This is a genomic window from Thalassiella azotivora, assembly GCF_054781695.1.
In genome coordinates, this window is record NZ_BAAGTX010000024.1 from 23,335 (window position 1) to 35,863 (window position 12,529).

The window sequence follows — 12,529 nt, forward strand, 5'->3', positions numbered from 1 at the left end:
CGCCGCCCGTCAGCGGTGCGCCAGGTCGGGCAGCCGGTCCAGCCCGCGTGCCATCCAGCCCGGCAGCCACCAGTTGCGCTCACCCAGCAGCGCCATCGCCGACGGCAGGAGCACCGCCCGCACGATCGTCGCGTCGATCGCGATGGCCACGGCCAGCCCCACCCCGAGCTGCTTGAAGTCCAGCGGGGTCAGCGTCGCGAAGATGGAGAACACCGCCACCATCACGACCGCGGCGCTGGTGACGGTGCCGGCGGTGCCGGTGATGCCGTCGCGCACCGCCCGCCGGACCGGGACGCCGGCCAGCGCCAGCTCGCGGATCCTGCTGACGACGAACACGTGGTAGTCCATCGACAGCCCGAACAGGATCACGAACAGGAACAGCGGCAGCCACGTGACGACCGCGCCGTTGCTGGTGAAGCCGAGCAGGCCCTCCGCCCACGTGCCCTGGAAGACCAGCACCAGGACGCCGTACGCGGCACCGACCGACAGCAGGTTGAGCGCCGCCGCGGTCAGCGCCACGGCCAGGGAGCGGAACGACAGCACCAGGACCGTGACGGTCAGCAGCAGCACGAACGCCACCACCCAGGGCATGCGCTCGGCCAGCAGCGCCTCGAAGTCGTCGGAGCCGGCGGTCGGCCCCGTGACGGCGACGTCCACCCCGGGCAGCGCGCCCAGGGTCGTCGGTAGGAGGTCCTCCCTCAGGTCGACGACGCTGCGGGACGCCTCGTCGCTGTCCGGCTCGCCGCTGACGGGCACCCTCAGCCGGGCGACGTCGCCGTCCTGGGAGTACTCGGCGGCCAGGCCGTCTCCCGTGGCGAACGGCGGGGTGCCCGCCGTGGCGGACGCCAGCGCGGTGACGGCGGCGTCGACCGTGACGCGGTCCAGCGGCTCGCCGTCCTCGCTCCACACCGCGACGGTGTGCGACGCCCCCTGTGACGGGTACGCGGTGGTCACCGCCTCGTACGCGGCGACGGCGGGGACGTCGTCGGGCAGGTCCTCCAGACCGGGGAAGCCCAGGCGCATCCCCAGCGCCGGCGCCGCGACCGTGAGCAGGGCGACGGTGCCCACGACGAGCGCGGCCAGCGGCCGCGCCAGGACGGGACGCAGGACGGCGGGCCAGAACCGCGAACCGCCGTCCCGACGGCGCAGCCGGTGCAGCAGCGGGACGCGCGGCCGGTCGACCCAGCGACCGAGCAGGGCCAGGACCGCCGGCAGCACCGTGACGGACCCGACCACCGCGACGGACACCACGAGGATCGTCCCGACGGCCAGCGAGGAGAAGGTGGCCTCCCCGGCGAGGAACATCCCCGCCATCGACACCGTGACGGCCGCGCCGGACACGACGACCGCACGCCCGGAGGTCGCCGCGGCGACGGTGACGGCCTCGACCGTCCCGGCCCCGCGCAGCCGCTCCTGGCGCTCGCGGCGCACGTAGAACAGCGAGTAGTCGACCCCCACCGCCATGCCGACGAGCAGGATCACGGAGGCGAGGACGTCGCTCGACGGCACCAGGTGCGACGCGAGCTGGGACAGGCCGAACGCCCCGGCGACCGACGTCAGCGCGAGCAGCACCGGGATGCCGGCGGCGATGAGCGCGCCGAAGACCAGGACGAGGATGCCCAGCGTGACGGGCACGGACAGCAGCTCGGCCCGCCGCAGGTCGTCGGAGTACATCTCGTCCACGGCCAGCCCGAGGGAGGTGTCGCCGGTCTGCGCGAGGACCAGGCCGGGCGCCTCCGCGTCGGCCAGCGCACCCGCGACCGCCCTCGCCGCGTCCTCGGCGACGGCGGCGCGCTCGGAGTCGTCGCCGGTCCCGGCGGCCAGCTCGACCTGCAGCAGCACCGACCCGCCGTCGGCCGAGGGCAGCGGCGGCGAGACGGCCGAGACGCCGTCGAGGGCGCCGAGACGCTCGGCCAGCCCGGTGACCGCGGGGGACGCCGGGTCGACGGTGCCGCCGTCGGCCGCCCGTACCAGCACCGACTCGGAGGGCACGTCGCCGAAGTCCGAGCGGCTCAGCGCGGCGTCGGCCGGGGCCGAGGCGCCGACCCCGTACTCGGCGGCCGTCAGCTCGCGGTTGCCGGCCACCAGCCCGGCGGCGACGGACCCGACGACCAGCAGCACCCACAGGCCGATGGCGGTCCACCGGTGCGTGGCGCTCCAGCGCGCGGTGCGGGCCACCAGCCCGCCGGTCGCGACGGCGTCGTCGGGGTGCCGTCGGGACCGGTCCCGGCGGTCGTGGGGACGGTCGAGCAGGACGGGGTCGGGTGCGGGCGGTGCGGACACGGGGACGCTCCTGGGGACGGCACCTGCGGACGGGCCACGGCACGCGGCGGGTCCGGGCCGGGCGGGTCCCGGCCGGCGGTGAAGGCGACCACAAGGCTGCTGCCGCGGGCGCTCCGGGCCCATCCGGGACGTCCCCGGTCGAACCCTGGTGCTGCCCGCTCACCGGTCGGGGCCAGCCCCCGGGGTGGCCCGGGGGTTGTCCCCCGCCGCCCGGGGGACGCGTGTGGAGGGTCGGCCCCGGTGGGGCCGCGCCCCCACTACGGTTCCCGCGTGACCACGGACGAGCTCGTCGACAGCCTGCGCCGCGCGGTGGAGGCCGCACCGACCGACGTCGCGCTGCGCGTCCACCTCGCGGAGCTGCTGCTGGCCAGGGGGCGCGCGGCGGACGCCGTCCAGCAGGGGGCCACGGCGCTGCAGCACGACCCCCTGCACGAGGGCGCGCGACGCGTCGTCGTCGCGGCCGCGGCTGCGCAGGACGCCCCGGGGGCGACCACGCCGGACCCGGCGCCGGACCCGGTGCGAGGCGCGGCGCCGGGCGCGCTGCCGGACACAGCAGCGGACCCGAACCTCCCGCGAGCCGGTGAGCCCGCGGGCGGGTTCGACTGGGGTCAGGCGGAGGAGCAGCTCGGCGACGTCGTGGGACCGCCCTTCACGGTCGGGGCCGACGACGCCGCCGGCGGCGGGCTGCCCGACGCGCCGGCGTGGGACGTCGAGCGCAGCCGCGTCACCCTCGACGACGTCGCCGGGATGGACGACGTGAAGGCCCGCCTGGACGCCGCGTTCCTCGCGCCGCTGCGCAACCCGCAGCTGCGACGGCTGTTCCGCAAGAGCCTGCGCGGGGGCCTGCTGCTCTACGGCCCGCCCGGGTGCGGCAAGACGTTCCTGGCGCGTGCCGTCGCCGGCGAGCTGGGCGCGAAGTTCATGACCGTCGGCCTGGCCGAGATCCTCGACATGTACCTCGGCAACAGCGAGCAGAACGTCCACGAGGTGTTCCAGCTCGCCCGCCGCGAGGCGCCGTGCGTGCTGTTCCTCGACGAGCTGGACGCGCTCGGCCAGAAGCGCAGCATGACGCGCAACAGCGGGATGCGCGGCGCCGTCGTCCAGCTCCTGACCGAGCTGGACGGCGCGGAGTCCGTCAACGACGGCGTGTTCGTCCTGGCGGCCACCAACCAGCCGTGGGACGTCGACCCCGCGCTGCGCCGTCCCGGTCGCCTCGACCGCACGGTGCTCGTGCTGCCGCCCGACCGGGCCGCCCGCGTGGGCGTCTTCCGGCACCACCTGAGGGACCGGCCGGTGGAGGGCATCGACCTGGAGCGGCTCGCCCGGATGACCGACGGCTACAGCGGCGCGGACATCGCCTACGTGTGCGAGACGGCCACCGAGGCGGTGCTGCTCGAGGGCGCCCGGACCGGGGACGTGCGGCTGATCCGGATGGCCGACCTCGAGGCGGCCGTGAAGGACGTGCGCCCCTCGACGGGCCCGTGGATGGAGACGGCGCGCAACGTGGTCCTGTTCGGTGACGAGGCCGGCACGTACGGCGACCTGCGGGACTACCTCAGGAAGAGCAAGCGGCTGTGACCGCTCGCGAGCACGAGGGCTCTGCCGCCCCCGGGCCCAGCGGCCCACGACGGTACGGCGCGGACGACGACGGGGCGCTGCGCGCCGCGGCGGCGCTCCTCGACCTCGGCCGGGCGCAGGAGGCGCTGCGGTCGCTGGGCCGGCTCGTGGCGACCACGCCGGACGACCCGCGGCTGTGGGAGCTGCTCGCGCACGCCCACGCGGAGACCGACGCGCACGAGCGGTCCCTGCAGGCGGCCGAGCGCGGGCTGGCCGTCGCGCCGGACTCCTTCGCGCTGGCGTGCTGGCGCACGGAGGCCCTGCTCGCCCTGGGGCGCTCCGGCGAGGCGCTCACCAGCGCCCGCGCGCTGGTCGCTGCCCACCCGGACCACTGGCTGGCGCACGACCTGCGGGCCCGGGCCGCCGTCGGCGGCGTCCCCACGCGGACCGAGGCGTGGGAGGCCGCGCGGTGGGCGACCCGCCTCGCGCCCGACCTGCCCACCGTGCACGCCACCATGGGTGACGTCGCCGACGCGTGCGGCGACAAGCAGGTCGCCGAGCGCGCGTACCGGGAGGCGCTGCGGCTCGACCCGCAGGACGCCCGCGCACGGAACAACCTCGCCGTGATGCAGCTGCGTCAGGGCGCCGGGCAGCTGGTGGACGCCGCGCAGGGGTTCGTCGCCGCGGGTGCCGCCGACCCCCGCCAGCAGGTGGTGCACGGAAACGTCCGCCTCGTCGTGCTGCGCTGGCTGCAGCGCACGCACCTCGCGCTGTTCGCCACCTTCTTCGTCATGCGTCCCGCGCTGCGGGCCGGGCCCACGGACGCCGCGGTCGGGTGGCCGACCCTGTGGGGGCTGGTCTGCGCCGCGGGCCTCGCGTGGTGGACGTGGCGGACGGTCGGGCGGCTGCCCGGGCGGACACGGGTCGTCGTCTGGCGGGTGCTGCGCGGGTCGCGCGTCACCGTCGTGTGGGGCGCCGCGTGCGTCGTCGCGGCGGTCGCGCTGACGCTGGTGGCGGTCGCGCCGTGGCGGTGGGGCGTCGAGGCGGTGAACGTGGCCGGTGCGGCCCTGGTGGTGGGCTGCCTCACCAGCTGGGTGCCGGTCGTCCAGGAGCGGCGACGACGCCGCTGACGCGAGGGCCCGTCACCCCGCGGCAGGGTCCGGGATGTCGACCGGGTGCCCCCACGCAGAGAAGGTCGTGACGGTGCTCGTGGACAGGCCCATCGCGGCGCTGTCTGCTGTCGACCTCACGGGCAGGTGGTCCGCGTCCAGCCACAGGGTGAGGTCCGAGACCGTCACGCCCAGCGCCTCGTACGGCGTCCGGCAGCGGTACTTGCGGTGGACGTCGGAGGTCCCGTCGACGGGCTGGAGCCCCTCGCCGACCCAGTCCGTGCACTGCGCGTACGACGCGGCCGCTGACTGCGGCGCGACGAGGTCGCGGGTCGCGCCGATGGTCGCGGTGGCCAGCAGCGTCCTGGGGTCGGCGGCCCCCGGGGCCTCCTGGACCCAGGGGTGGCCCTCGGTCCGCAGCCAGCCGGTGGTGTCGGTGACGACGACCTCGCTCGTCGGCGTGACCGCGTGCATGCGAAGCTCGGGCACGAACTGGTAGGTCGTGGTCGTGACCGTGCCGTCCGAGGAGCTGGACTCCATCCTCCCGGTCCCGGCGGCGTACATGGAGGCGACGACGCAGGCGCCGAGCACGTGCCCGTCGACCGGTGCGTCCGGGTCCCGGCTGAGGTCACGGCACTCGGGGACCTCGGGGGCGTCGGTGGAGGACCCGGTCCCGTCCGGCGGCGCGAGTGACGCCGCGGGAGATGCGGACGCGGAACGGGCAGGACCCGCACCGGGGGACGCTGTCGGTGCCTCAGCGCCGCCGCAGGCCGTGACGACTGCCAGGACGACGGGGGCGGTCAGCGGTACTACGTGTCGGCATCTCACAGTGCGGACGGTACCCGGGGGGAGCGGGCTCTCCGGACGGGTGTCAGGGCCGGTCGGTCAGCAGCCGGCGGACGAGCGGCGCCGGGAGCAGCCGGGCCGCCCGGTCGGTGAGGCGCGCGAGGCGGCCGAGGGACGGCAGGGTGGACCCGAGCGGCTGACCGGGTACGGCGTCCAGGGTGATCATCCCGATCGACGCCGCCGCGAGGGAGCTGGTCAGGGAACCGACGTCCAGCGCGTCGTCCAGCCGGTGCGTCCGCAGGACCCGCTGCAGCGTGGCGCTGAGGGCGGCGCGCCACTTGTCGAGCTGCGCGGTGAGGACGGCCGCCACGGCGGGGTCGGTGTGCGAGGCGGCGACCACGTGGGACAGCAGGGCGGCGGAGCCGTCGGCACGGCTGTCTGCGGACAGCCGCACACCGAGGGCGTGCAGGTCGGCGAAGCTGCGGACCTCGTCGAGCTCGGCGACGTACCGGCCGACCATCCGCGTCGTGGCGTCGTCGAACGCCTCCCGCAGCAGACCCTCGACCCCGTCGAAGTGGTAGAAGACCAGGGCCTGGTTGACGTCCGCCTCGGCGGCGACGGCCCGGGCGGTCACGGCCCGCACCCCCTCGCGGGACGTGAGCCGGACCGCCGCGTCCATCAGCGCCGACCTCGTCCGGGCGGTGCTCAACGGCCCGACCTCCCTGACCCGCCTGGCTGGGCGCCGGGGGCCCGCGGAGAGGGCCCGGCGGCGGCGCCGGTGGCCCCAGCATCCCGCACGGCCCGGTGCCGCGCGCCGGGGGGTCGCACCTCACGGGGCCCGAGCCCGCACGCGTCGGCGACCGTCTGGACGGCCCACGTCACCCCGGGCAGGCGCACCGCCCAGCCGAGCCACGCCAGCCCCAGGTGCACCTGCTCCAGCGAGCGGGCGAAGGCCGCGACGCCGCGTTCGTGCAGCCCGGCGCCCGCCCACCGCATCCGCGTCAGGCGGACGCCGGCGTCCTCGGCGTCGACGACGACCAGCCGCACGGGGTGCAGCGCCTCGATCCCGCTGCCGGTGGCCCGGCAGAGCCCGCAGTCGCGGCTGACCCACACGTACGTGGGCGCCGGCACGTAGGGCCGGTGACGCGGACGCCACGAGGGCACCTGCCGCCGGTAGTCCTCGAAACCCTCCCAGCGGCTCATCGTCGCGCGCTCGTGCGGGCCGGCCACCACGTGCAGCAGGACACCGGTCATCGCGGAGGTCAGCAGCAGCCACGGCGACCCGGCCGCCACGGCGAGCAGCACCAGCAGGGCGACCGCACCGAGCTGCATGGGGTTCGCCACGTACGCGTAGGGGCCGGTGGTCACCAGGCGCTCCGGGGGGTCCCACGGGTAGGGGGTGCCCCGCCCGGCGCGGGCCAGCTCGACGACCGCGGACAGCGTGGGCACGCCGACGACCACGGCGGCCGCCAGCAGCGCCGCGCGCACCGGCAGCGGGTGGTCAGCCACCGACGACCACCCGCCCGGGCCGTGCGAGAACGCCACGGTCGGCAGCAGCCACAGCACCAGGGCGCCCGCCGTCAGCGCCTGCACGACCACCCGTCCCGCGAGCCAGCGTCGGTGCTCGGTGGCGTGCCCGAGCAGCAGGGCCGGTGCGGCGACCGCGGCCAGCAGCAGGACCTCCCCGACCCACCACCGCGGACCGAGCACGAGCAGCGGCTCCAGCCGGGGGACGACGAGGACGTCGGTCCAGGCGAACGCGCCGAACCACAGCACGCGCCGCCCCCCGGCCAGCGCGGGCAGCGCCCCCCAGGTGAGCGCCCAGCCCACGCTCGTCTCCAGCGGCATCCCGAGGAACGTGGTGGGACCGTCGGCGAATCGCCACAGGTCGGTGGCGACCTCGACGGCCAGCACACCGAGCCAGACGAGGAGGCCGGCGAGGCAGGCGAGCGGGACGTCGCCGGGCCACCGCGCCAGCACCCCGCGCCGGCGCAGCCCGGCGACGGCGACCAGCGCCACGAGGGGGCCGAGCAGCGTGAGGTTGCGCAGCAGGTCGGCGGACACGTCGGGCGCGCGCACGGTCAGGTGAGCGAGCGGAGGAAGGCGCCCGACCCGGCGTCCATGAACACGTCGGTGACCGGCCCGAACCAGAAGCTCGGGTCGAGCCGGCGGGTGTAGTCGACCGTCACCTCGGCGACGCAGCCGTCCGGGGTCTGCTCCCAGGCCAGGGAGCCGGAGCGAAGGTCGACCCAGCGGGTGGTGCGGGCGTCGTCCGCGGTGACCGCGAAGTCGATCCGGCCCCGCGTCGCCGACCCCGTGCGGTCGACGACCTCGGTGCGGATGGCACCGGCGGGCATGGTCAGGGTCCAGGTGCCACCGGGGCGCAGGTCCGTTCCGGTGACGGCGACGGGCGTCGGGTACTGCGCCACCCGCAGCAGCAGCCCCCGGTCGGCGTCCGGGTCGACGCGGGGCCCGCCGTCCAGTCGTTCGACGAGCCGCTGGCAGGACGTGGCCATGAGCTCGCTCGCGCCGGAGGACTGCTCGGGGTTGACCCGCAGACCGGGGACCACGCCCTCGAGCGCCAGCACCCCGAGGAGGGGGACGACGGCGAGCCGGTCGCGCCGTCCGCCGGCGGAGGCGTGCGCGGCGGAGTAGACGACGGCCACCGTCGCGTACACGAGGGGCGCCGCCAGCAGCACGCACAGGGCCCCCTCGTGCAGGAGGGCGGACGCGACGAGCAGGGTCACGGTCGTCACCTGGAAGACCGTCCCCCACCCGTCCCCGCGGGTCGGCAGGAGGGCGACGGCCAGGGCCACCGCGCAGGGGAGGCCCACGAAGACGAGTGCGGAGTCGAGCCGTCCGAGGTGCGCGGACAGCAGCACCCCCGCGGTCCCGACCACCGCGACCAGGAGCAGCAGCCCGGTGCGGGTCGTGCGGTCCCCGCGGGCCGGGGGGTCGGGGGGCCCGGGGTCGGGGTGGGCCGGCAGGTCGGGGGGTGGCGTGGGTGGTGGCGCAGACGGAGGCACGTTTTTGAGCATACGCTTAAAAATGTGCCAGTGGTGGCGTGGATACGCCGACAGGCCCGCACGCGGCTGCGTGCGGGCCCGTCCCGGGGGTCGAGGCGGTCAGTGGCCCCGGTCGATCCACTCCTGCAGGTGGGGGGCCTCGTCGCCGATGGTGGTCGAGTCCCCGTGACCCGTCCTGACGACCGTCTCGGGCGGCAGGGCGAGCAGCCGGTCCCGGATGGAGGCGATGATCGTCGGGAAGTCCGAGAACGACCGGCCGGTCGCCCCCGGCCCGCCGGCGAACAGGGTGTCCCCGGTGAAGACCGTGTGCAGCGCCGGCGCGTAGAAGCACACCGCCCCCGGCGAGTGGCCGGGGGTGTGCAGCACGTGCAGGTCCGTCCCGGCGACCTCGACCACCTGGCCGTCCCGCAGCTCGGCGTCGGGGTCCCGGTCGGGGTGGGTCAGGCGCCACACCTCCAGGTCCCCGGGGTGCAGGGCCACCGGCGCCCCGAACCGGTCGGACAGCTGCGGCGCGACGCGGACGTGGTCGTCGTGGGCGTGCGTGGCCAGGACGGCGACGAGCCGGCGGTCGCCGACGACGGCCGCGATGGCGTCGACGTCGTGCGGGGCGTCGACGACGACGCACTCCGCGTCGTCCCCGACCACCCAGACGTTGTTGTCGACGTCCCAGGTCCCGCCGTCCAGGCTGAACGTGCCGGAGGTGACGGTGTGGTCGATGCGGGCGCCCACTACAGCACCACCACCGAGCGCAGCACCTCGCCGCGGTGCATCTTGTCGAAGGCCGCCTCGACGTCGCCGATCCCGATGGTCTCGGTGACGAACGCGTCGAGGTCGAACCGGCCCTGCCGGTACAGGTCGATCATCATCGGGAAGTCGCGGCTCGGCAGGCAGTCGCCGTACCAGGCGGGCTTGAGCGCCCCGCCGTGCCCGTACAGGTCGATCAGCGGGACCTCCAGCACCATGTCCGGTGTGGGGACGCCGACCTGGACGACGGTGCCGGCGAGGTCGCGCGCCGCCAGCGCCTGCTTGTAGGTCTCGGGGTGACCCACCGCCTCGATCACCACGTCCGCGCCGAACCCGCCGGTGAGCTCGCGGACCGCCTCGACGGCGTCGCGCTCCCGGGAGTTCACGGTGTGCGTGGCGCCGAAGCCCCTGGCCCACTCCAGCTTCCGGTCGTCGACGTCCACGGCGATGATCGTCGTGGCGCCGGCGATCCGGGCACCCGCCACGGCCGCGTCCCCGACCCCTCCGCACCCGATGACCGCGACCGAGTCCCCGAGGCCGACCTGGCCGGTGTTCACGGCGGCGCCGAAGCCCGCCATGACCCCGCACCCGATCAGCCCGGCCGCGGTCGCCGGCGCCTCGGGGTCGACCTTCGTGCACTGACCGGCGTGGACGAGCGTCTTCTCGACGAAGGCGCCGATGCCGAGGGCGGGGGACAGCTCGGTGCCGTCGGTGAGGGTCATCTTCTGGGCGGCGTTGTGGGTGGCGAAGCAGTACTGCGGCCGGCCACGGCGGCACGCCCGGCACTGTCCGCAGACGGCCCGCCAGTTGAGGACGACGAAGTCCCCGGGGGCGACGTCGGTGACCCCCTCGCCGACCGCGCTGACGACCCCGGCCGCCTCGTGCCCGAGCAGGAACGGGAAGTCGTCGTTGATGCCGCCCTCGCGGTAGTGCAGGTCGGTGTGGCAGACGCCGCAGGCCTGGACGTCGACGACGGCCTCACCGGGACCGGGGTCCGGGACGACGACGTCGACGAGCTCGACGGGCGCGCCCTTGCTCCGGGCGACGACCCCCTTGACGGTGTGCGGCACGTGTCCTCCTCGTATCCGGCGGCCGATCCGGGCCGGGCGGCCCGGGCCGCGCCGGAGCGTCACCGGTCCGGCGCGCGGCGTCCACGACGCTACCCGCCCCCGTCTCGCCGCACCTTTCCACCGACCTGCGGTCACGGGCCCGGTCAGGACCGCACCTTTCCACCGACCTGCGGTCACGGGCCCGGTCGGGACCGCACCTTTCCACCGACCTGCGGTCACGGGGCCGGTCGGGACCGCACCTTTCCACCGACCTGCGGTCGCGAGGGGCGCCCGGCGTCCCGCCGGTAGCCTTGGGCCGGTGAGCCTGCGCCTGTACGACACCGCCACCCGCGCCCTGCGCGACTTCGAGCCGCTGCGCCCCGGCCACGTCGGCATGTACATCTGCGGGCTCACCGTGCAGGGCGCCCCGCACATCGGGCACGTGCGGTTCACCGTGGCGTTCGACCAGCTCCGCCGCTGGCTGGAGACCGGTCACGGCTACGAGGTGACGCTCGTCCGGAACGTCACCGACATCGACGACAAGATCCTCACCAAGTCCGCCGAGCACGACCGGCCGTGGTGGGCGTGGGCGTACGAGCACGAGCGGGCCACCACGGCGGCGCTGGAGGCGCTCGGCGTCCGCCCGCCCACGTACGAGCCGCGGGCCACCGGGCACGTCCCCGAGATGGTCGAGCTCATCGACCTGCTCGTCGAGCACGGCCACGCCTACGCCGCCGAGGACGGCAGCGGCGACGTGTACTTCGACGTCCGGTCCTGGCCGGCCTACGGCGAGCTCACCCACCAGCGCCTCGACGACCTCGCCCCCGCGGAGGACGCCGACCCGCGCGGCAAGCGCGACCCCCGCGACTTCGCGCTGTGGAAGGGACACAAGCCGGGCGAGCCGGAGTCGGCGTCGTGGCCGACCCCGTACGGGCGGGGGCGTCCCGGCTGGCACCTGGAGTGCTCGGCGATGGCCCGCAAGTACCTCGGCGACGAGTTCGACCTGCACGGCGGCGGCGTCGACCTGCGCTTCCCGCACCACGAGAACGAGCAGGCGCAGTCCCGCGCGGCCGGACTCGGCTTCGCCCGGTACTGGCTGCACAACGGCTGGCTCACCCTCGGTGGGGAGAAGATGAGCAAGTCGCTCGGCAACTCCCTCGTCGTCGCCGAGATGCTGAAGTCCGTGCGGCCGCTGGTGCTGCGCTACTACCTGGGGTCGGCGCACTACCGCTCCACCCTCGAGTACACCGCCGACTCGCTGCGTGAGGCGGAGGCGGCGGTGACCCGCATCGAGGGCTTCGTCCGCCGCGCTGCCGAGGTCTCCGGTCCGGTCGCCGAGCCCGGCGCCGACGACCTGCCCGCCGCGTTCCGCGCCGCGATGGACGACGACCTCAACGTCTCCGGGGCCCTGGCCGCCGTGCACGACGCCGTCCGCGCCGGCAACTCCGCACTGGACGCGGGGGACCCCGCTGGCGCGGGGGCGGCGCTGCGCCAGGTCGTCGCGATGACGCGCGTCCTCGGCGTGGACCCGACCGACCCGCACTGGCAGGACCCGTCCGGCGCGCGGTCCTCCCCGGAGCGGACGGCGCTCGCGGCGCTGCTGGACGCCCAGCTCGCCGAGCGGGCCGAGGCCAGGGCGGCGCGCGACTTCGCCCGGGCCGACGCGATCCGTGACCGGCTCGCCGCCGCGGGCGTGAGCATCGAGGACACCCCGGCCGGGGCCCGGTGGAGCGTGCACGGCACCTGACGGGGCCCTGCCCGTCCCCGTTCACCTCCCCGCCCCCGCCCTCCGCCGTCCCAGCCGCCCTCCGGTCCCCCGCTCCCGCCACCCGCGAGTCGGACGGACGCGCCGTGTGCACGTGATGCCGGACGGCGTGTCCGCCCGACTCGTCGCGCGCCGGCGGCGCCTGGGGGTGTTCCGCGCGACGTCACCCGGCCGGCACGGTCCGGCCACCGGCGACCGCTTCGCTGGGCG

The 12,529-nt window shown here is 76.0% G+C and carries 10 protein-coding genes; 3 read left to right on the forward strand and 7 right to left on the reverse strand.

From position 1 onward, the window contains the following. Positions 1–9 precede the first annotated feature (9 nt). Positions 10–2,283, reverse strand: a complete 2,274-nt coding sequence (locus tag ACYVQV_RS15785) for an MMPL family transporter (RefSeq protein ID WP_461024270.1) — start codon at positions 2,281–2,283, stop codon at positions 10–12. Between the two features lie 270 nt (positions 2,284–2,553). On the opposite strand from ACYVQV_RS15785, the gene ACYVQV_RS15790 reads away from it, so the two are divergent. Together ACYVQV_RS15790 and ACYVQV_RS15795 are read left to right on the forward strand one after the other, a co-directional pair. Continuing rightward, positions 2,554–3,861, forward strand: a complete 1,308-nt coding sequence (locus ACYVQV_RS15790; RefSeq protein ID WP_461024271.1) for an ATP-binding protein — start codon at positions 2,554–2,556, stop codon at positions 3,859–3,861. Beyond that, positions 3,858–4,970 (forward strand): tetratricopeptide repeat protein, encoded by a 1,113-nt coding sequence (locus ACYVQV_RS15795; RefSeq protein ID WP_461024272.1) that lies wholly within the window; start codon positions 3,858–3,860, stop codon positions 4,968–4,970. The genes ACYVQV_RS15790 and ACYVQV_RS15795 overlap by 4 nt, the downstream gene beginning before the upstream one ends. A gap of 12 nt (positions 4,971–4,982) precedes the next feature. On the opposite strand, the gene ACYVQV_RS15800 is transcribed toward ACYVQV_RS15795, so the two are convergent. From ACYVQV_RS15800 to ACYVQV_RS15825, 6 genes are all read right to left on the reverse strand, one after another. After that, complete coding sequence (locus ACYVQV_RS15800; protein ID WP_461024273.1) at positions 4,983–5,540, reverse strand: hypothetical protein; 558 nt, start codon at positions 5,538–5,540, stop codon at positions 4,983–4,985. A gap of 280 nt (positions 5,541–5,820) precedes the next feature. Beyond that, positions 5,821–6,444 carry a TetR family transcriptional regulator gene (locus ACYVQV_RS15805; RefSeq protein WP_461024274.1) on the reverse strand — a complete coding sequence of 208 codons (624 nt, stop codon included), beginning with the start codon at positions 6,442–6,444 and terminating at the stop codon, positions 5,821–5,823. Continuing rightward, positions 6,441–7,814, reverse strand: coding sequence for a methyltransferase family protein (locus ACYVQV_RS15810; RefSeq protein WP_461024275.1), 1,374 nt, complete (start codon positions 7,812–7,814; stop codon positions 6,441–6,443). The genes ACYVQV_RS15805 and ACYVQV_RS15810 overlap by 4 nt, the downstream gene beginning before the upstream one ends. 2 nt (positions 7,815–7,816) lie before the next feature. Then, complete coding sequence (locus tag ACYVQV_RS15815; RefSeq protein WP_461024276.1) at positions 7,817–8,761, reverse strand: hypothetical protein; 945 nt, start codon at positions 8,759–8,761, stop codon at positions 7,817–7,819. Positions 8,762–8,860: 99 nt separating this feature from the next. Continuing rightward, on the reverse strand, positions 8,861–9,490 hold the full coding sequence (locus ACYVQV_RS15820; RefSeq protein ID WP_461024277.1) for an MBL fold metallo-hydrolase: 630 nt from the start codon (positions 9,488–9,490) through the stop codon (positions 8,861–8,863). After that, complete coding sequence (locus tag ACYVQV_RS15825) at positions 9,490–10,575, reverse strand: S-(hydroxymethyl)mycothiol dehydrogenase (protein WP_461024278.1); 1,086 nt, start codon at positions 10,573–10,575, stop codon at positions 9,490–9,492. The genes ACYVQV_RS15820 and ACYVQV_RS15825 overlap by 1 nt, the downstream gene beginning before the upstream one ends. Before the next feature lie 298 nt (positions 10,576–10,873). Here ACYVQV_RS15825 and cysS point away from each other — a divergent pair, with 298 nt between their 5' ends. Further along, a complete protein-coding gene (gene cysS, locus ACYVQV_RS15830) occupies positions 10,874–12,301 on the forward strand; it encodes a cysteine--tRNA ligase (protein ID WP_461024279.1) in 1,428 nt (475 codons plus the stop codon). Positions 12,302–12,529 lie beyond the last annotated feature (228 nt).